Genomic DNA, 20,009 nt, shown 5'->3' with positions numbered 1-20,009 from the left:
GGGCTCGGCGCGCTCAGCGCCGCAGCAGCCAGTGGATGACCTGGGACTCCAGGCCCGGAGCGGCCCCGAACCCGAGGCTCAGCGTCTGCGGAAAGCCCACGTGGCCGCCGAGCCGGAGCCACCGGATGTCGAGCAGCGGCGAGGGCGGGTAGGCCTCGAGCGCCGGGCGCACCGTGTCGAGCGGCACCATGGGATCCGCCTCCGTCGCGACGAGCAACGACGGGACGGAGAGATCGCGGAGGCGCGGGGCGGCGCTCTCGCTCGCGTAGTACGCCTCGGGGCTCTGGAAGCCGAACCGGCGCGTCATGATGCGGCGATCCCACTCGCGGATCGTGCGGATCGCGAGCGCCTCGCCGACGGGCAGGGGCACGGCGCGGCGCGACGCCACGGCGGCGTACATCTCCTTGAGGCCCGACAGCACGTGCCTGCGGTACACCCAGCGGCCGGGCTGATCGATGGCGGTCACGGATCGCTCGAGATCGAGCGGCGGGCAGATCGCGGCCACGGCGCGGACGCGCGCGTCGAGCGAGCCCGAGGCGGCGTAGCGGAGGGCGATGTGCCCGCCCAGCGAGTAACCGAGGACGAGCACGCGCTCGTACCGGCCGAGCTCCGGGGAGGCGATGGCCGCGTGGAGATCGGAGAACAGGCCGGCGTGGTAGAGGTCGTCCCCGTCGCCCCCGGCGCCGCGCAGGTTGAGGCGCAGGCAGGCGAGCCCCGCGCCCTCCGCCCGCCGGGCGGCCTCGATCATGTAGTAGCTCTCGCTCGTGCCGCCGAGCCCGTGGATCACGACGAGGATCGCGCGCGCGCCCTCCCGGTGGCGGATCCTGCCGAGCAGCCGGACGGGCCCGGCAGGGGACTCCTCCACATGCACCGAGAAGGGCGACGACGGCGTGAGCGCGGGAGCGCGGAGCTGGTGCCTGAGCCAGGGAGCGATCGTCCAGAAATGACCGTGGAAGATGCGCTGCATCCGCGCGTTCGTACCACGCGCGGCGCAGCGCTTCTATTTCGCGCCCTCGGTCAGGGGCACACGACCTCGGTGGTGCCGCCGCAAGAGTTCCGGCACTCGTCGCAGTAGGCGCAGGCGAGGGCCGCGTCGAAGATCGCGGCGCTCTCCGGATCCCCCTCCCTGCAGGCTTGCTCGCAGGCCTGGTCCTTGTTGCACGTGCGGAAGCAGCTCACGTAGCTGTCGCAGTTGGGTCGGTTGGTGCAGGCCGCGAGCTCGTCCTTGCAGTTGCCCGCGAACGCGCACTGCACGCACCCCGAGGTGCCGTCGCCGCAGACGCCCGAGTCGTCGCACACCAGCTCGACGTGGCTGCGCACGGTGAGCGTGAAGTCGCCGAAATCCTCCGGTCCGTTGCCGTCGACCACCACCACCACGGTCTGGTTCGCGGCGAGCGTCACCGTGAGCTCCGACTGCTCGGTGAAGCGCACCTCGTCGTCGTCGTTGCACGCGATCTGCGCCCCCCGGCAGGTGGCGTCGTGCACGTGGAGCACCGTGTCGAACGTGGAGCCGTACGTATCGAAGGTGTAGTCGCCGGCGAACTGCGCCGTGAACGTGTAGGCCGAGTCACGGCTCTCCGTGGCCAGGCAGCCCTCCACCTGGGTCGGCGACACGCTGTTCGGCCGGCCGCGCGTGCTGCCGGTGATCGTCTGCGGCGTCGTGCCGGAGAGCTCGCCCGCCGGGCAGCTCGGCTCGCTCTCGCGGGTCACGCTGAGCTGGAAGGCGCCCGTCTCCCCGTCCGCGCCGTCGACCACGACGTAGACGGTCTGGCCTTCGGCGAGATCGCGCGAGACGCGCGCCGCGCCCGGGTCCGCGTTGCAGGCGATCTCGGAGCAGCCGGTGGCGTCGAGCAGGGCGACGACGGTGTTGAAGGTGGAGGCGCTGGTGTCGAAGGAGTAGCGGCCCGCGGTCCGCGCGGTGAACATGTAGACGCGCTCGCTCGAGCTCGTCGCCACGCACGAGGGCGCGAACGTGCTCGCCGCGCCGACCGTCGTGTTGTTCACGACCTGCGGCACGACGTCGCCGAGGTCCGCCCCTGGGCTCACGGTGCACGCACACGCCCCGGTCTGGCAGACCTCCAGGGAGCTGCACTCGACCCCGCACCCGCCGCAGTTCGCCTCGTCCGACTGGGCATCGATGCAGGCGTCGCCGCACGCCGTGAGCCCGGAGCCGCAGCCGCCCTCGCACGCGCCGGCCACGCAGGTCTGGTCCGCGCCGCACGCGGTGCCGCACTCGCCGCAGTGCGCGGCGTCGGTCTGGAGATCGACGCAGGCGTCGCCGCACGCCGTGAGCCCGTCCTCGCAGGCGGCGACCACGCACGTGCCGTCCTCGCAGGTCTGGCCGTCCTCGCAGGCGTTGTCGCACTCGCCGCAGTGCGCGGCGTCGGCCTCGACGTCGACGCAGGCGTCGCCGCACCGGGTGCGCCCGTCCTCGCAGGCGGCGTCCTGGCACGCGCCGTCCTCGCAGATCTGGCCGTCCTCGCAGGCGTTGCCGCACTCGCCGCAGTGCGCCGCGCTGGTCCCGGTGTCGACGCACTCACCGCCGCACGCCGTCTGGCCGTCCTCGCAGCCCGCGACGCAGGCGCCCTCGCTGCAGGTCTCCCCGGTCGCGCACGCGTTGCCGCATTGACCGCAGTTGCTCGCGTCCGCGCTCAGGTCGACGCAGCCGCTGTCGCACCGCGTGGTTGGAGACATGCATTCGTTCGTCGTGGCGCCGCCGCCCGAGCACGCGGGGGCGAGCACCGCCGCGGCGAGGCAGAGCAGGGTGTACGTCGGCGCGAGCCGGAAGCGCGATCTGAGCTTTTCCATGAGCCTTCCCTCGGCAGAGATGCCGGCGACGGGGGTACGGGGGTAGTAACGAGAGACTACCTGGCAGGATACGCCCATGGCCTTCCAGGCTGTCAATGCTTGCCGCGCGCGCAGATCGCGCCGGCGCCCGTCTCGACCGCGGCCTCCGCGCGCGCCCCTGCGGGCGACGCTGCGCCGTCCTGCTTCGGCGCCGGCAGGAACAGGATCCGCGTCAGCGCCTCGGCGATGGCGTCTTGGGTGAGGCCCAGATGTCGCTCCCCGTCGCACACCACGATCCCACGGGCGCCCTCCTCGGACATGCGCATCATGGCGCCGACCGCTGCGAGCACGAGCTCGTTCCCGCCGCCGATCCGATCCATCACCGGGGACGAGGGGGGCGAGCGCTTCAGTCGCGGCGCGCCTCGTCCTCCGCCCCGCCGGGCTCGCCGGGCGGGAGGCGGATGCGCACCGTGCGGATCTGCCGAGGGCTCGCGTCCACGATGTGGAGCTCCGCGCCGCCCGGCGTCGTCAGCACGTCGCCGGGGGCCGGGATGCGCCGGGCGAGCCCCATGCACAGGCCGGCGACCGTGGACCAGCGATCGTCCTCCGGCAGCTCGACGTCGAGCTGCCGGCTCACCTCGTGGATCGGCATGTCGCCTTGCACGAGCGCCGACCCGTCCGGCTCGCGGCGGATGGTCTCCTCGGGGAGCGTCTCGTGCTCGGCGAAGATCTCGCCGACGAGCTCCTCGACGAGGTCCTCCATCGTGACGATGCCGCTCATGCCGCCCTGCTCGTCGATGACGACGGCGAGCTGGAGCCTCCGCCGCTTCATCTCGGCGAGGAGCTCGACGGCCAGCATCGACTCGACCACGAAATACGCGGGGCGGAGGATGCTCTCGAGCGAGAACCGCCCGTCGCTCCAGAGCAGCTCGAGCACGTCCTTCATCGTGACGTAGCCGATCACGTCGTCGACCGACCCCTCGTGGACGGGCATGCGCGTGTGGCCGTGCTCCAGCGTCACGCGCCGGACCTCCTCCGCGGTCGCGTCGCGCGGCAGCGAGACGACGCGGGCCCGCGGGAGCATCACCTGGAGCGCGGTGAGCTCGGCGAAATCGAGGGCCCGGGAGGCGATCTCGCCGGCGCGCCGGTCGACCGTGCCCGACTCCGTGGCCTCGTCGACGATCTGCTGGATCTCCTCGGGCGAGATGCGCGCCTCGACGAAGTTCGTGCGATCGCCGAAGAGCCTCAGCACCAGGTTCGAGCTCGCCGTGAGTAGCCACACGAGCGGGCGGGCGAGCGACGACAGCCCGCGGAGCGGCGGGCCGACCAGCAGCGCGTACCGCTCGGCGCCGCGGAGCGCGAGCGACTTGGGCACGAGCTCGCCGAGGACCAGCGACAGGAAGGAGACGAGCGCGACGACCGCGGCCAGGGCGAGCTCGTCCGCCGCGTCCTCGATCCACGGGACGGCGCGGAGCACCGGCGCGAGCTCCTGGGCCAGGGTCGAGCCGCCGAAGGCGCTGGCGGTCGCGCCGACGACGGTGATGCCGATCTGCACGGTGGCGAGGAACCGCTCCGGGTTGTCCCGGAGGCGCCTCACGGCGCGCGCGCTCCGGCTCCCCGACTGCACGAGCTGCTCGAGCCGCGTCTTGCGGAGCGTGACGACCGCGATCTCGGCGCCCGCGAAGACGCCGTTCACCAGCACGAGGGCCAGGATGATGAGGATCTCCGAGAAAATGATGTCCCTCCCTGGGTCTTCGGGTGCATAGCGCATCGCCCCCCGGCGCGGCAGAGGCGACGAGGATGCCGGGCGAGAGGCCGGCTCACGCGCGCTGCCGGTCGAAGCCGTGCTCGCGCTCGACGCGGCAGACGCGCACCTCGTACGCCTCGTACCAGTCCGCGCGCCCGCGCGCCTGCGCTGCGCGGTGCTCCTCGTGCCGGCGCCACGCGCGGATCGACTCCAGGTCGCGCCAGTACGAGACCGTGATCCCGTGGCCGTCGGCCGCGCGCACGCTCTCGATCCCGAGGTAGCCCGGCTGCTCGCGGGCGAGCGCCTCCATGCGCTCGCCCATCGCGTCGTAGCCGCCGTCTCCCGGCGTCCGGCGCGAGGTGAAGATGACGGCGTAGTAGGGAGGTTCGAGATCGGGGCAGGGGAATCGCATGCCCCCATGATGCCGCACCCGGGGCCTCGCAGCCCGGCGGGCGTGGCGGGGCGGAGGGCGCCCCTCGTCCGCCGCCGCCGCCCGCCGCCGGGCGTCCGCCGCCGCCCGTCCACGGCGCGCGGCGGCGCGGACGGCTCAGGCGGCCTTGCTGGCGCGCCGGGCTCGCACGGCCTGGGCCAGGAGCTCGAGCACGGGCACCGTGTCGCTCCAGCCGAGGCACGCGTCGGTGATGCTCTGGCCGTAGGTGGGGGCCTTGCCCGGCGCGAGATCCTGCCGGCCGCCGACGAGGTGGCTCTCGATCATCACGCCGAGGATGTCGCGCGAGCCGGCGCGCAGCTGCTCGGCGAGGCTCTCGGCCACGAGCCGCTGGCGCGACGGATCCTTCTGGCTGTTGCCGTGGCTGCAGTCGACCATCAGCCGGCGCGGCAGGCTCGCCTTGGTCAGGCGGTCGGCCGCCTCCCGGACGTGCTCGGCCGAGTAGTTGGGCCCGCGCTGCGACCCGCGCAGGATCACGTGGCACGCCGCGTTGCCGCGCGTCGCCACGATCGCCGAGATCCCCTGCTTGGTCACGGACAGGAAATGATGCGCCTCGCGCGCCGCCCGCACCGCGTCGACCGCGATCTGGACGTCCCCCTCGGTGCTGTTCTTGAAGCCCACGGGGCACGAGAGCCCGGAGGCGAGCTCGCGGTGCACCTGGCTCTCGGTCGTGCGCGCGCCGATCGCCCCCCAGGCGATGAGATCGGCGATGAACTGGGGCGTGATCGTGTCGAGGAACTCGGTGCCGCTCGCGAGGCCGAGCTCGGCGATGTCGCGGAGCAGGCCGCGGGCGACGCGGAGCCCCTTGTTGATGGAGAAGCTCCCGTCGAGATTCGGGTCGTTGATGAGCCCTTTCCAGCCGACCGTGGTGCGCGGCTTCTCGAAATAGACGCGCATGACCACGAGCAGATCGTCGCTCAGCCGATCGCGCGCCTCCCGGAGCCGCTCGGCGTACTCCAGCGCCGCCTTGGGGTCGTGGATGGAGCAGGGGCCCACCACCACGAGCAGCCGGTCGTCGTCGCCCGTGATCACGCGCTCGGCCTCCTTGCGGGAGAACGTCACGGTCTCGGAGGCCGAGGGGCTGACGGGGATCTCCTCGATAAGGATGGCAGGGGGAATCAAGGGCCTGAGCCCCGCAATACGAAGGTCGTCGGTCGAGTAGTACATCGTTGGGAGATCCAGCATAGCGCGACGCGATATGCCCCGACTACCTGCGCGTGGGACGGAAGGGGTCCGGCTTCCAGTCTAGCTGAATATTTGAGCTTGTCGGCGTCCGGGCTGCGGAGAGCGGCCGTGGAGGCTGGTCCGAGGGCCGGTGCCGGGGAGCTCGCGCGCCCGCATCCCGGCCCTTCGGGGCGCAACCGCTCACGCGCTCCCCGGCGCGCTGGCCTGCTCCGCGCCGGCCCTCCGGGAGCGCGGGGGACTGCTCGGGGGCGGTCGGCCCGGCGCCGCGGGCCGCGCCGGGCCGGCAGCGCGCGCGACCGGCGCGGCCGGCCGCGGGCCCCGTCCCCCGGCGTCACGCGCCCCCGGGCGCGGTGATCGCCGGCGCTTTCGCTCCGCGCGGGGCTCCTCCATGAGCGCGCGCAGCGAGGTGAGCGCACGTGCGCGCCACTTGTACGCCGTCGAGAGGGGGATCCCGTGCTGCTCGGCGACCATCGCCATGGGGATACCCTCGATGTCGTGCTCGACGAGGATCATCTGCTCTTCGGCCTGCAGCGAGCGGAGCCGCGACAGGACGAGCGAGCGAGTCTGCTCCGCGCCGATCTGCTCCTCGGCGTTGGGGCGCTCGTCGGCCACGCGCGGCCCCCCGCCGGACGACAGCTCCTCGCGCCGGTGGTGCGCCCGGTCGCGGTAATGGGCGGCCACGTGGACCGTGATGCGGTTGAGCCACCGCTCCGGCCGGGCGCGCAGCGGGTCGTAGGTGGGAAAGCTCTGATATCCCGCGAGGAACACATCCTGGAGGATATCTCGTCGATCGCGGCGCGGGACCCCGAGCCGCCGGAGCCAGTTCCAGACGGAGGCGTAGGTCTTTCCCCGGAAGAGCCTGACAAAGGCGCGCTGTTTATCCAGCGGCATCGACGGAGCGGAAGCGCGGTGCGGTTGTCCCATGCTCGCTCAATTAGGAGCAGCCGAGCCCCCATCTCAAAAAAAGCAATCGACTGATGAAAAAAGATATTCTGTGCGCGCGTGACTGACGATGTCCCCGTGCGGGAGCGCCGTGGACGTCCGGAGCGCCGGGGTGACCCCGCGGCGTCGGTGCGATCAGCGCGCCGCCCTGGCGCGGAGCGCGCGCAGGGTCGCGTTCCGCTCCGCGGTGAGGCGGCCTGCCGGGAAGCGCCGTTCATGCGCGACCAGGAGGCTGTCCGCCTCCGCGTAACGGTCGTTCGAGAGCGCCAGGATCGCGCCGTCGATGAGGGCGCGCTCCGCGGCCATCTCCCGATCATCCGAGGCGAGCTTGCGGTGCGTGGCGGCCGCGGGCGAGGGGGGGGAGGGAGCGCGTCCGGCTCTTTGCGTCGCGGGCCGCTGCGCGGGGGGCGCGGCGCCGTCCGCCCGCGAGGCCCCGGCCCCGGCGCCCGCGGCGGCGGCCCTCCCGCCGTCCGGCGGAGCGTCCGCCGCCAGAGCGGCGCCCGGAAGCAGCGCCGCGCCCGCGGACGGCGCCGCGCCGGGGGGCAGCGCCGCGCCCGCGGACGGCGCCGCGCCGGGGGGCAGCGCCGCGCCCGCGGACGGCGTGGCCGTCGCCTGGTCGTCAGGGGCCGGGCTCGGGGCGTCGCGCAGCGCGCCGAGGACGAGCGCGACGGCCAGCGCCGCGCCCGCGAGCGTGAGCGCCACGCCCGCGAGCGTGATCGCGGCGCCCGCGGCGGTGTTCAGCGCGCTCGCCACGCCGGCGCTCGAGGCCACGCCGCCCGTGATGGCGAGCCTGCGCGGCGAGAGCGCCTCGATGATCCAGCGCCAGAGCCTCGCGAGCAGCGAGCGCCCCACCTCGCGATCCGCGCGCGCCTCGTGCACCAGCGCGCTGACGCTGATGGGCACGACCGCGAGCCCGCGGCCGCGCTGCCGCGCCTGCCACCGCCGCATCGCCGCATTGAGGTCGGCCCAGGCGAGCCGGTGCCGGCTCCACGCGGTGCTCAGCGGGATCGCGAGCTGCTCCGCGATCTCGGCCATGTCGAGCCCCTCGATCTCGTGGGCGACGAACACGAAGCGGCGCTCCAGCGGCACCTCCTCGAGCAGCTGGTCGAGCACGCAGCGTCGGTCCCTCGCGATCACGCGCTGCTCGGAGTCGGGCGTGGCGTCGGGCACCGCCGCGAGCTCGTCGAGCGAACGGAGCCGCTCGCGCCGGCGGTGCGCCCGCCGGAAATGGTTCGACGCCTGGTGGGTGGCGATGCCCATGAGCCACGAGCGCACGCTGCCCCGGCTCGGATCGTAGCGCGGCAGCGCGCGGTACGCGCCCGCGAGCACCTCCTGGGCGACATCCTCGACGTCCTGCGCGCGGACGCCGAGGCGGGCGAGGTAGCGGGCGATGAACGCAAAGTGCTCGTCGGCGATGTCCTCCATCATCGCGTGGGAAGGCTCCATGGCTGTGCTCTTGCGTGACGGTGACCCCATCTCTTCCCCCCTCGGGCGAGGCGACGTTGCCGTCGCGTCGCCGCTCAACGCGGCGCCCTCGTGCTCCGGACAAGGGCAGCGCGCTGCGCGGGCGCCCCGCGCAGCGCAGAGAGATTGACGACCAGACGGAGCCCGAAGCGCCCTCCGAGCGAGGGCGCCTCCCAGAGCGCGCGCTCCGTGCCGTTGCTCGTGTGCGTGAGGATGACCGGCGTGGCCCGGATCACGATGTCTCCGTAGAGCTGGACGCCGATCTGCTCGGATAGTGGCATTTCCAGCCCGGCGCGCGGGCCGAGCGCGAGCCAGAACGAGGGAGCCTCGGTGGTGAGCTCGAGGTCGGGGCTGGAGCTGCTCATCGATCCGAACGACACGAAGCCGCAGGCGAAGAGGCGGTGGACCTGCGCGCACGGCACCACGTTCGCCGCGGCGAGCCAGGTCGAGACCCTGGCCGTGCCGTCGACGCGGAACGTGACGGGCAGATCGAAGCGGCCCTCCAGGCCGAGCGAGAACGACGGGTAGCGGAGCGCGATGCTGAGCGCCGGCCCCGCGCTCGTCTCCTGCAGTATCCCGTGCGACACGAACCCGTCGAGGCCGGCCTTGAGCTTGGGCCACGCGGGGCGCGGAGGCTCCTCGGGCGGAGCGTCCGGGGGGGGCGCGGGCGCGTCGGGCAACGGGGCCGGCGCCGGGCGCGAGGGGGGCGCGGGCTGCACGCGCAGCGTCGGGTCGATCGCGACGCGGAGCGAGAGCGCCATGTTCAGGACGAGCTCCCGACAGTCGTTGTTGTAGACGACCAGGTGCCGCGACCAGGTGACGACGCCGGCCGCGTCATGGAGGTCCAGGGTGGCGTGCATCTCCCTGTCCGGCCCCCGGAACACAAGGGCCTTGATCGCCACATCGGCCTCGGGCTCCACCGGATCATAGCCGAGCCGCTGGGCCAGCTCCTCCCGCAACAGCCGTTCGCGCGGACAGTGCTCGGCCCCCGGAGCGCGCTGGTACTGGAGCTGCACCGCGACCCGTGGCGGCGCGGCGCCGGCGCGCCAGGGCAAGAGGAGGACCGCCGCTAGCGCGACGACGCAGGCGTGGGGGATGCGGCACCTCGGGGGCTCACCTCCGGGGGGGGCGTTCCGGCGAGCCCCTCGGGTGGCTCGCCTGCCCATCCGCCCCTCCGGGGAGCCCGCGAGGTGCCGCATCCCCCACGCCTGCGGCCGCCGCCACGAGCGTCCCGGCGTCGCCCCGCTCGCCCCGGCGTTCGTCGCTGGTGTTGCTGACATGGTGCCCATCGCGGCGTGATGCCCCGCTCGTCCAGGTCCGGATCACCTCCGGAGCGGCCGCGCTCCCTTCGAGGAGCGGCCGGAGTGCCTCCACTACAAGCATCCCACGGGGAGCACGAGCCCCACGCCGACCACCCCGGTGAGCGGCGGGAGCTGCCATACCTCGCGGTGATTCACCCAGACGGACGGGCGGCTATAGTGGGCGTGCAGCTCGGCGAACCCGCGCAGCGAGAGGTGCTCGGAGAAGAGCCAGTCTCCGCTGACCCGCATGCCCACCGCGCTGATCCAGGGCCTGTGCGATTGAACGCTGACCCCGGGGTCGCTCGTGATCCGCAGCTCGCCGGCGCTGAACACAGCGCACAGCGACAGCGACGCGCGATGTCCGCAGACGTCGAGCGCCGGCATCGCGAGGCTCGCATGGACCAGGACGCCGTCCGCGAAGGTATCGGCCATGGACGTGAGCATGCGCGCCTCGAGGCCGAGCGACATGCTGGTCCAGCGGAACCTCGTGCCGAACGAGGCCCCTCCGCCGAGCGCCGGCAAGAGGCCCATCGCGAGCAACGGGGCCGCGGAGATCTCGCCGCGCAACATGTCGTCTTGCTCATGCGTCTTCCGTCGAGGTTCAGACCGAGGCATATCAGCGTGCACCGGGGTCGTTGCCATCGAGACAGCGAGCGCGGCGGCGCAACCGGCGCGTAGCATCGGCGTGCCGGTTAGGGTGGCATCTCTGCCGCGCGACGCGGACTGAACACCATGAACCGAAGCGCCCCGCTGCGTCCCGTCCGGCCGCCATCCCCCGTCATGTGCCCCCCTCCTCAACGTCTCCGGCGCCCGTGGGATACCCTGAGTCCCCCCTCACTGTACCCCTACCGTGCGGCGGAGGTGGGCCCGATGTCGCCGCTCCCACGTCGTGATCCTGTAGATACTGACTTTGGAGCGCACGTAAAGCTTTTTGTGTGCCCATGCGGACGCCGGAGAAGTGCATTCCGTTTCGGCCTTCTAAATTCTCTCGGTCGAGAGATTTTTACCGGACAGATTCTCCGGCCCGTCACTGCCTGCGCCCATGTCCTGGTGCACTGGCTGCGCCTGATCTGCGTCAGGATTTGCCGGAGTTTGCGACGCTCCGGGCGTCCAGGGGGCCTGTCCGGGCCTGTCACTTCATTTCTTGCCTGGACGTGTCGTGCAGCAGAAGGTGCTCGGCTCCAAGAGCTTGATCTCTCCCACCACCTTGCCACCACCCGGCTCGCAGCTCCCGAGGTCCGGGGCTGGCAAGATGGTCCCCTTGGACGGGCGAGGCACCTCGACCGGCGGCAGGGGGGGGGTGGCGTCTGCGTGCGGCGCCGTGCGGAGGGCGAGCGCGCCGTCGATCGCCTCGATCCGGTGGGACGGGACCCAAGGCGCACACACGTCGCGTGTGGGAGGGCCGCACGTGCACGGCGTGCATCTGCGCTCGTCGCGCCTCTTGCCGAAGAGCACGAGCTTTTCCGGATAGTCCTGCGGGCAGCTCACCTCTCCCTCCCCGAGGTGCATGATGCATTGCGAGAAGCCGTACGTGTGTTCCACCGGTGCGCATGTCTGCGACGTATCGTTTCCACAGGTATCTTCCCGGATCACGCCCCGGCATGCCCTCCCGATGCGCGACCACGGCGAGAAAATGAGGCGCGGCACCGGAGGGCTCTCGACGATGGGATCGCACCAGCCGACCTTGGCCTCTCGAGGGAAGAGCGGGTAGTTCCCGTTCAGCAGGCACGGGCCAGGCCCCGGGCAAACGCTGTTCGCGCTGCCCGGGGTGTGGCCAGGCGCGGGCGTCGTTTCAGGGGTCAGCGGCGGGGTGGTGACGATGAGGTCGTCACGCTCCACGCAGCGCGGCGTGCCGCACGTGCACCGCTCGCACCCCATGACGTCGTTGGGATCGGTGTAGCCCTGGAATACGAGGGTGGGGGCGCTGTCAGGGCATGAAGGCAGATCCATGATCGTCCCGTACCAGAGCAGGGCAGGGCCGGCGAAGCCTTCGGGAGGTCGGGAGACGCACTCCCCGCTGCACGCACCGCACCGGGCCATGCACGCCGCCGGGTCGGGATCGCCGCTGCACTGCTGTTCGCACGACAGGAAATCGATGCCGCCGGTGATCCCGCAGCCGCCCACGCACGCGATGAGGACCAAGACAAGGGCGAGATGGGGCGCCTTCATGAGACCTCCTTGTCAAGCGCAAGCTCGCGTCGCTTGCCTTACTACAGATCCAGCGCCCTTCGGCGAAAACGAGCCTCCCGAATCCAGAAAATGGTCAGTGGACTGCATTCCGATCTGGCGCCGTGAATTCTAAACAAATGTGGCGGAGGATGGCGTTTGCCTGCGAGGTGCGGGGCAGCCGTGGAGCTGCTCTGAACGAAACGATGATCCGCTGTGCATCGCCCAGGGGGGCCAATCCTCCACGCCTCGGCGGCGAGGCGCCCTTGCGACACGCTCGGCGGCAACGCGCGGTCCGGGTCATCGCGCGGTCTCCCGGTGAGCGCGGTGAGCGCGGCGGTCTCCCGGTGAGCGCGGTGAGCGCGGCGGTGCCCCCGACGGCGCCGGCGCCGTCAGGCTTCCGTCCGTCTTGTCCGGCCTGTGGAAAGCGGTCGATCGCGGCTGGCAGGACCGGTTCGAGTGCGGGCCGATCCTCGAGCGCGGGCCGAGCCTTGCGCCGCGCTGGATGGACCTCGCGGCGCGCCATCGCGGGCACCTGGCGCGTCGGTGGATCTCGCCGCGTCGGCCGCGCGTCGGCAAATTCCTGCTAGAGCAGCGCTCCGCTCGGCCGGGGCGCGCTCTCGGAAAACCGGAACACGAGGCGGCGGGGGGAGACGCCTGATACTCTCCCCGCCCTCTCCGTTCCCGTGAACCGTGACCATCTTCAAGAACGGTGCCGGCCAGGAGAGCGCGAGCACGCGTTCTCCCGGGGACCGGGCGCCGGCGTCTGGAGTCTCAGTGCAGCAGGGTCTTCTCGAAGCCATCCGCAAAGCCTGTCTCCCGGGCCTCTGGTCCCAGGGGGTGAAGCTCGCCCGCGAGGGCGCCGCCTTCGGCCGCGAGGACCGCGACGATGCCGTCGTGATCCGCGTCAAGGCGGCGGGGCAGCCCGTCGCGCCCACCGTCACCCTCTACCCCGCGGACGCCGAGTGGACCTGCGACTGCGGCGGGAAGGTCGACCCCTGCGCCCACGCCGTCGCGGCGGCCATCTCGCTCTCGCAGCCGGCCGCCCAGGGCGCGCAGGGGCAGCCCGCGCCGGCGGGGCAGGCGCAGGGCCAGCCGGCCGCGCAGGGGAGCGCCCCGGCCGGGCCTGCCGCTCGGGCCGCGCGGCTGCGGTACCGGCTCCGGCGCAAGGGCCTCGTGCTCGCGCTCGAGCGGATGATCGTGCTCGCGAGCGGCGCCGAGGAGCCGCTCCGGGTCTCGCTCGCCAGCCTCGCCGGGCGCGGCGCGAGGGGGCCCGTGAGCGCCGAGCGGCCCGGGCCGAGGCTGCCCGAGCTCTACCCGACCCACGAGGACCTCGCGGTGGACCGGCTCGTGGGCCAGAAGCAGCACGGCTATTTCCCCTCGGACCGCCAGCCCGAGCTCTTCGCCGCGCTGGCCGGCGCCGCCGACGTGGAGCTCGACGGCGCGCCCATCCGCGTCTCGAGCGAGGCGATCGGCCCCCGCGCGGCGGTGCGGGATCACGACGACGGCGTGGTGCTCGTCGTCGAGCGGGATCCGCGCATCGACGAGGTCATCGCGTCGGGGGTCGTCCGCTGCGGCGACACGCTGCACCTGCTCCGGGAGACGGACCTCACGGGCCCGAAGCTCGAGCGGCTGCCGCTCCGGCGGGGGTTCTCGCGCGGGGATCTCGGCAAGCTCGTGACCCAGGTCCTGCCGGAGCTGAAGAAGCGCGTCCCGGTCACGATCCTGAGCCAGCGGCTGCCCCGCGCGGGCGGCGCGTCCCGGCCGCGGATCCAGCTCGATCTCAGCCAGAAGGACCACACGCTCTCGGTCGTCCCCACCCTCGTGTACGGCGATCCGCCGGAGGCGCGCATCGAGAACGGGCGGCTCGTGCACCTGTCCGGCCCCGTGCCCATCCGCGACGAGGCCGCGGAGCGCGAGCTGCTCGCCCGGCTGCGCGACGAGCTGCACCTGATCCCGGGCCGCCGGGTCGACTTCGACGGCGCCGAGGCGATCCGCTTCGCCTCGCGCCTCGAGGCGTGGGACGCGCGCGCCTTCGAGGGCGCCCGCGGCGAGCTCTTCGGCAGGGCCGAGCTCGCGCCGCGCTTCGTCATCCGCGATCGCGCCTTCGACGTCGAGTTCGAGCTCTCGGCGGGGCCGGAGGGCGACGGGGAGGGCGAGGGCGGCGAGGGCTCCGCCGCGCCCCCGAGGCGCGCGGACGCCGCGGCCGTGATCCGGGCGTGGCAGGACGGCTTGCCGCTCGTGCCGCTGCTCGGCGGCGGCTGGGCGCCGCTGCCCGCGGCGTGGCTCGAGAGGTACGGGGCGCGCGTCGCCGACCTGCTCGCGGCGCGGCGCGACGACAAGGAGGTGCCGCCCGCGGCGCTGCCGGCGCTGGCCGCGCTGTGCGACGAGCTCGAGCTCCCGCGCCCGTCGGGGTTCGACAGGTTGATGCCGCTCCTCGACGGCTTCGCGTCGCTCCCCGAGGCGCCGCTGCCGGCCGACCTGACCGCGACGCTGCGCCCGTACCAGCGCCGCGGGGTCGACTGGCTGTCGTTCCTGCGCGACGCCGGCCTCGGGGGGGTGCTCGCCGACGACATGGGCCTCGGCAAGACGCTGCAGACGCTCTGCGCGGTGCGCGGGCGGACGCTCGTCGTCTGCCCGCGCAGCGTCGTGCACAACTGGGCCGACGAGATCCGGCGGTTCCGGCCGGGCCTCCGGCACGCGATCTACCACGGGTCGAAGCGCGCGCTCGATCCCGCGGCCGACGTCACGCTGACGACGTACGCCGTGCTCCGCAACGACGTCGAGCGGCTCGCGGCGCAGGCCTGGGACGTGGTGGTGCTCGACGAGGCGCAGGCGATCAAGAACCCGGACAGCCAGGCGGCGCGGGCGGCGTACGCGCTGCGCGCCGAGCTGCGCATCGCGCTGAGCGGCACGCCGGTCGAGAACCGCCTCGAGGAGCTGTGGAGCCTGCTCCATTTCACGAACCGCGGCCTGCTCGGCGGGCGCGGCGCGTTCCAGGAGCGCTACGGCCGCCCGATCGCGGACGGCGCGGCGGGCGCGGCGGCCGAGCTGCGGCAGAGGATCCGCCCGTTCGTGCTGCGGCGGATGAAGCGCGAGGTGGCGCCCGAGCTGCCGCCCCGCTCGGATACGGTGCTCTACTGCGAGCTCGAGGAGGCCGAGCGCGAGGTGTACGAGGCGGTGCGCGCGGCCACCCGCAAGGACGTGGTGGCGAAGCTCGCGGCGGGCGCGAGCGTCATGGCGGCGCTGGAGGCGCTGCTCCGCCTGCGCCAGGCGGCCTGTCATCCGGCGCTGATCCCGGGCTCCGGCGCCGGTCCTGCGGAGGCGGGCGCGGCGAGGGCGCCGCGGACCGCGCCCTCGTCGAAGGTGACCCGGCTGCTCGAGGCGCTGGAGGAGTGCGTGGCGGACGGGCACAAGGCGCTCGTGTTCTCGCAGTGGACGTCGCTGCTCGATCTGGTCGAGCCGCACCTCACCGCCGCGGCGATCTCGTTCGTGCGCCTCGACGGCGCGACGCGCGACCGCGCCGGGGTGGTGGGGGCGTTCCAGTCGGCGGGCGGGCCTCCGGTGATGCTCATCTCGCTCAAGGCGGGCGGCACCGGCCTGAACCTGACCGCGGCGGATCACGTGTTCCTGCTCGACCCCTGGTGGAACCCGGCGGTCGAGGATCAGGCGGCCGATCGGGCGCACCGGATCGGGCAGGATCGTCCGGTGCTGGTCCATCGGCTGGTGGCGAAGGACACGGTGGAGGAGGGGATCCTCGCGCTCCAGGAGCAGAAGCGCGCGATCGCGGGCGCCGCGCTGGGCGAGGCGGACCGGGCGGTCTCGCTGACACGGGAGGATCTGCTCGCGCTGCTGGGCTAAGGTTCAGTCAATGCGCGAAGGTAGCGCGAGCGACCAGGGAATCGCCGGACCGAGGAGGGCGCCCCGCGAGCGGCGGCCCGGAGTGGACCAGGACGACCGAGGTTCTACTTTAGCCGCTGGGACGTTGTTATCGCCGGGGCTCTTTATCCCCGGCCTCTACCGTTTCTTGAAACTTCGGATTATGGCGGTAGAACGGACTATCTCATCGTCTTCGAGAGACGTCGGGCGCTCGTGGGATCGTTACCGCTTTCGCTCGGATCCTAGTCTCTGAACCTTGCCAGCCCCTTGGCCTCCAGGAGAGGAGGGCCTCCATGCCAGCCTTGGCTGCCGGTTGTCCGTCCCCGGAGTTTCCGGCAATTCACCCGATTTGCGTCCGCCGCTCGCGCGGCGGAGGGCCTTCAGCAAGCCTGCTCGGTCGTCCTGGTTCATTCTTTGGCGACGAGGAACCTCCTGTCCAGCGTCATCGCCTGCCGGTACCGCCCGGCCTCATGGTAGTATACCACGAGCGGCTTGTTCGGGGCGATGAGCGCGCCCAGTAGCGGAGCGAGCGCAACGGGCCCGCGGTAGAACAGGTGGAATCGGCCGTACCTGGTGTCCTCGACGCACCGGCGGACCGCATCGCGGACGATCCGCGCCTCCTCTTCCCAGCGTTGCGCGTCAGGGTCCACGTACCCTGGGGAAGCGTGATCGATGAGCACGTCAGCCTCGGAGAGCCCGAGCTCGGCGAGCGAGCTATCCACCACGGGGCGAACTGACTCGCCGCCGATCGAGATCAGGATCAGGCCGTCGCGCTGGGATCCAGCCAGCTCGCCCCGGAGCAGCGGCGGCGTCCCGGGCGAGATCGCGGGCTGGAGCGCAGGCAGGACGACGGTGAAGCGGCCTGGCTCGACGATAATCACCGCTGGTTTTCCGGCGGTGGCGAGTGTTTCCTGGAGGATGGTGGGGATCCCCTGACCCAGGGTCTGGGCAGCGCCGAGCCGCAGCAGGAAGCTCGCGAGGGAGGGGTTGCGCCACGAGGGAGCGGAACCTCCCTCGCGGACGCGCTGGATGTCGAGCCCTGGGACGAGGCCGCCGGGGTTCGTGATCTCGATCCGATCTGTGAATACCGTGATTGGGATCGGATCGCTTGACTCGTAGTCCCGGTGCGCAATGGCGTTGACGACCGCCTCGTCGAGAGCGCGCTGCGAGTACCGCGGCCGGTTCGCCGTCCGTCCGCCCACGCCGCTCGACTTGTCGATGGCGAGCCCAGTGTAGAAGCGCAACTTGTCACGGGTATCGCGGAGCAGCTTGGGGATCGGCCCCTCGGCGTCGAAGCGCTGGCTGTGGATCGCGGCGCGCGTGTTGCCCTCGTAGACCGCGAGCACCACCCGCGCACCGCGGAGGAAGCGCGTGGGCGTGTGCCCGAAGAGGAGAAGGACGAGGCGGGTCGGCGCGGGCTCTGCAGTGCCAGGCGCCAGCTGGCGCAGCCCCACGAGCGGTGTCGCGACCGTCTCGATGGAGACCCCCGGCTTCAGGTACTCGAGCGCGGGACGTGGCAACCGGAGCGGCTCGAGGAAATCCTCGAGCGCGAGGCGATCGATGTCCGCCAGCGTGGCGTCGGGGCAGATCGCGTCCAGAAACGGGGGCAAGCTCTGCTTGCGACGGAGGAGTTCGACGAGCAGCGGCCCCCGGTCCTCGAAAGTCCGGCTGTCGGCGCGAAATCAGTACTGCGTGCCGCCCTCCTTGGTGAAGTGGGCGTGGACGTGCGGCGACGCTTCGATACCACGATCCTTGCCGGATCCGCGATTGCAGGCGGTGCTCCTTCGTGGGATGAGCGCTTGCGATGCGAACGTCGACCCTGTCCGTCGTCACGCTGCTCACGTGGCTCGCTGCGTGCATTACCCATGGACCGGGAGAGCCAGCGGCCGAACCGAACCTTCCCGCATCACCGGCCGCTTCCACCGAGCCCCCGTCCACCGCGACCTCTACGTCGGTGCCAGCGACAGAGGCGTCGACCGCCCCTGCGCCGGCGACAGACGCGCCGACCGCCCCTGCGCCGACGAAGGCGGCTCCGGCGACCGGCGATGAGGAGCTGCTCGGGTCTTGGAGGTCCGCCGCGTGCGGTCCGCGCAAATACGAGCGCCTGCTCTCCTTCGGGGGGGATGGTAGCTTCGCCGCGGAGGATCGCGTCGCCCCATGTCCGCCCAGGGTCACATGCATCTGGTCCGGCATCATCCATCGCAAGGGGACCTTCAAGCGCTCCGGTGACACGCTCACGTTCTCCGTCGCTGACACGTCGCGGGGCCCGGGCGGACATCCGTTCCCCACCACGCTCACCGTCAATCTCAAGATGGGCACCCTCGCCGAGGTGGTCGAAGGCGGCACGCCTTGCTCCTACCAGCGCGATGCCAGATAAGCGCGCTCACTCCGGGAGCAGGCGCACGGGCTGGAGGTGGGCGGAGCCCCGCCTCCCGGCGCGCCCGATTCGCACAGCTACGCCTGCGTGCTATGCACCGCCGCTTCGATGAGCTCCGAGAGCGAACCCACCGGCGCAGGCCGGCCGTTCACGGCCGCCGAGCTCGACGCCTGCCTGAAGGTGCTCGAGTCCCTGGTCGACGACCGCGCGCAGCTCGCCGCCGTCAGCGCCGAGGATCGCCGCCGGCTCCTCCTCGCCGCCGGCCGCGTCTCGCGCCCCGAGCGCGCCGAGCAGCGGGAGCTCGCCAGGGCCTTTCGCAAGCGCGACCGGCGCGCCGAGCGGTCCGCCGACGCCGCGCTCCTCGACGCGGTCGGCATCCGCGTCGCCCGCCGCGAGCCCGTGTTCCGCACCCCGGACGCGCCCGCCCTCGCCCCGCCCTCCGCGTCCGGGTCGCCGGGCGCGCCGCCCTCCGCGTCCGGGTCGCCGGGCGCGCCGCCCGAGCGCGGCGGCCCGGAGCTCGCGAAGCCGCGCAAGTGCTACGTCTGCAAGGCCGAGTTCCGCACGGTGCACTTCTTCTATGACGCGATGTGCACCGCCTGCGGCGACTTCAACTACCAGAAGCGCAGCCAGACAGCGCCGCTCGACGGCCGCGTCGCGCTGATCACCGGCGCCCGCGTCAAGATCGGGTATCAGGCCGCGATCATGATGCTCCGCGCGGGCGCGCGGGTGATCGTCACCACCCGCTTCCCGCACGACGCCTCGCGCCGCTTCTCGGCCGAGCGCGACTTCGACGTGTGGGGCTCACGGCTCTCCATCTACGGCCTCGATCTCCGCCACACGCCGAGCGTCGAGCGCTTCACGCGCCACCTCCTCCGCACGCTCGATCGGCTCGACTTCATCATCAACAACGCCTGCCAGACCGTGCGGCGCCCGCCCGGCTTCTACGCCCACCTCATCGAGGGCGAGACCGGGCCCGTCCACGCCCTCCCGGCGGCCGCGCAGCCGCTGCTCCGCGACTACGACGCGCTCCGCGCGGGCGGCACGCTCCCCCTCGTCGCCGGCGGCGATCCCGACGCCGGCCTCCGCGAGCCCGCGCTGCTCTCCCAGATCCCCGGCCCAGGGGACGAGCCCCTCGACGACGTGCTCTTCCCCAAGGGGCGTTATGACGCCGACCTCCAGCAGGTCGATCTCCGGGCCATGAACAGCTGGCGCCTGACCCTCGCCGAGGTCCCGACCGTCGAGCTGCTCGAGGTCCAGCTCGTCAACGCGGTCGCCCCCTTCGTGCTGAACTCCCGGCTCAAGCCGCTGATGATGCGCCGCCCGACGTTCGACAGGCACATCGTCAACGTCTCCGCGATGGAGGGGCAGTTCTACCGCCGTTACAAGACGGACAGGCACCCTCACACCAACATGGCCAAGGCCGCGCTCAACATGATGACGCGCACCTCCGCGCCCGACTACGCGAAGGACGGCATCTTCATGAACAGCGTCGACACGGGCTGGGTCACGGACGAGGACCCCGCGGCGCTCGCCGCCCGCAAGCTCGAGGAGCACGGCTTCCATCCGCCGCTCGACATCGTCGACGGCGCCGCCCGCATCTGCGACCCCATCTTCTCGGGGCACCTGACCGGCCAGCACGTCTACGGCCAGTTCCTCAAGGACTACATGCCGACCGACTGGTAGCCGCGGCCGCCTCCCGAGCCCGCGCGCCCC

The 20,009-nt window shown here is 72.5% G+C and carries 14 protein-coding genes; 2 read left to right on the top strand and 12 right to left on the bottom strand.

The window, feature by feature from the left end:
- Nucleotides 1-13 precede the first annotated feature (13 nt).
- From WMF31_RS25750 to WMF31_RS25700, 11 genes are all read right to left on the bottom strand, one after another.
- Nucleotides 14-967, bottom strand: coding sequence for an alpha/beta fold hydrolase (locus WMF31_RS25750; protein ID WP_436604479.1), 954 nt, complete (start codon nt 965-967; stop codon nt 14-16).
- 50 nt (nt 968-1,017) lie between these two features.
- Nucleotides 1,018-2,808: an MXAN_6577-like cysteine-rich protein gene (locus tag WMF31_RS25745; RefSeq protein ID WP_436604478.1), complete on the bottom strand. Its 1,791-nt coding sequence runs from the start codon at nt 2,806-2,808 to the stop codon at nt 1,018-1,020.
- A 92-nt stretch (nt 2,809-2,900) separates the two neighbouring features.
- Complete coding sequence (locus WMF31_RS25740; protein ID WP_436604477.1) at nt 2,901-3,167, bottom strand: hypothetical protein; 267 nt, start codon at nt 3,165-3,167, stop codon at nt 2,901-2,903.
- Between the two features lie 26 nt (nt 3,168-3,193).
- Entirely contained in the window at nt 3,194-4,558 is a 1,365-nt protein-coding gene (locus WMF31_RS25735; protein ID WP_436604476.1) for a hemolysin family protein, read from the bottom strand.
- Nucleotides 4,559-4,607: 49 nt separating this feature from the next.
- Nucleotides 4,608-4,946, bottom strand: coding sequence for an antibiotic biosynthesis monooxygenase family protein (locus WMF31_RS25730; protein WP_436604475.1), 339 nt, complete (start codon nt 4,944-4,946; stop codon nt 4,608-4,610).
- Nucleotides 4,947-5,081: 135 nt separating this feature from the next.
- The gene (locus WMF31_RS25725) at nt 5,082-6,149 is read right to left on the bottom strand and encodes a 3-deoxy-7-phosphoheptulonate synthase (RefSeq protein ID WP_436606599.1); all 1,068 of its coding nucleotides are present in this window, start codon (nt 6,147-6,149) and stop codon (nt 5,082-5,084) included.
- 198 nt (nt 6,150-6,347) lie between these two features.
- Nucleotides 6,348-7,058 (bottom strand): RNA polymerase sigma factor, encoded by a 711-nt coding sequence (locus WMF31_RS25720; protein ID WP_436604474.1) that lies wholly within the window; start codon nt 7,056-7,058, stop codon nt 6,348-6,350.
- A gap of 186 nt (nt 7,059-7,244) precedes the next feature.
- Nucleotides 7,245-8,555, bottom strand: a complete 1,311-nt coding sequence (locus WMF31_RS25715; protein WP_436604473.1) for an RNA polymerase sigma factor — start codon at nt 8,553-8,555, stop codon at nt 7,245-7,247.
- Nucleotides 8,556-8,629: 74 nt separating this feature from the next.
- Nucleotides 8,630-9,628: a hypothetical protein gene (locus tag WMF31_RS25710; RefSeq protein WP_436604472.1), complete on the bottom strand. Its 999-nt coding sequence runs from the start codon at nt 9,626-9,628 to the stop codon at nt 8,630-8,632.
- Nucleotides 9,629-9,946: 318 nt separating this feature from the next.
- Nucleotides 9,947-10,444 carry a hypothetical protein gene (locus tag WMF31_RS25705; RefSeq protein WP_436604471.1) on the bottom strand — a complete coding sequence of 166 codons (498 nt, stop codon included), beginning with the start codon at nt 10,442-10,444 and terminating at the stop codon, nt 9,947-9,949.
- A 567-nt stretch (nt 10,445-11,011) separates the two neighbouring features.
- Nucleotides 11,012-12,043 (bottom strand): hypothetical protein, encoded by a 1,032-nt coding sequence (locus tag WMF31_RS25700; RefSeq protein ID WP_436604470.1) that lies wholly within the window; start codon nt 12,041-12,043, stop codon nt 11,012-11,014.
- A 774-nt stretch (nt 12,044-12,817) separates the two neighbouring features.
- Between WMF31_RS25700 and WMF31_RS25695 the strand changes: the two genes are divergently transcribed.
- Complete coding sequence (locus WMF31_RS25695; protein ID WP_436604469.1) at nt 12,818-15,901, top strand: DEAD/DEAH box helicase; 3,084 nt, start codon at nt 12,818-12,820, stop codon at nt 15,899-15,901.
- 425 nt (nt 15,902-16,326) lie between these two features.
- Here the strand turns inward: WMF31_RS25695 and WMF31_RS25690 are convergent, their stop codons facing one another.
- The gene (locus tag WMF31_RS25690) at nt 16,327-17,529 is read right to left on the bottom strand and encodes an ATP-binding protein (protein WP_436604468.1); all 1,203 of its coding nucleotides are present in this window, start codon (nt 17,527-17,529) and stop codon (nt 16,327-16,329) included.
- An 875-nt stretch (nt 17,530-18,404) separates the two neighbouring features.
- Here WMF31_RS25690 and WMF31_RS25685 point away from each other — a divergent pair.
- Nucleotides 18,405-19,979 (top strand): SDR family NAD(P)-dependent oxidoreductase, encoded by a 1,575-nt coding sequence (locus WMF31_RS25685; RefSeq protein WP_436604467.1) that lies wholly within the window; start codon nt 18,405-18,407, stop codon nt 19,977-19,979.
- Nucleotides 19,980-20,009 lie beyond the last annotated feature (30 nt).

The sequence above is a fragment of the Sorangium sp. So ce1036 genome (genome assembly GCF_051369805.1).
Lineage (GTDB): Bacteria > Myxococcota_A > Polyangia > Polyangiales > Polyangiaceae > Sorangium > Sorangium cellulosum_F.
The sequence above is the reverse complement of the archived record's forward strand: the minus strand, read 5'-3'. Positions and strand labels throughout refer to the sequence as shown.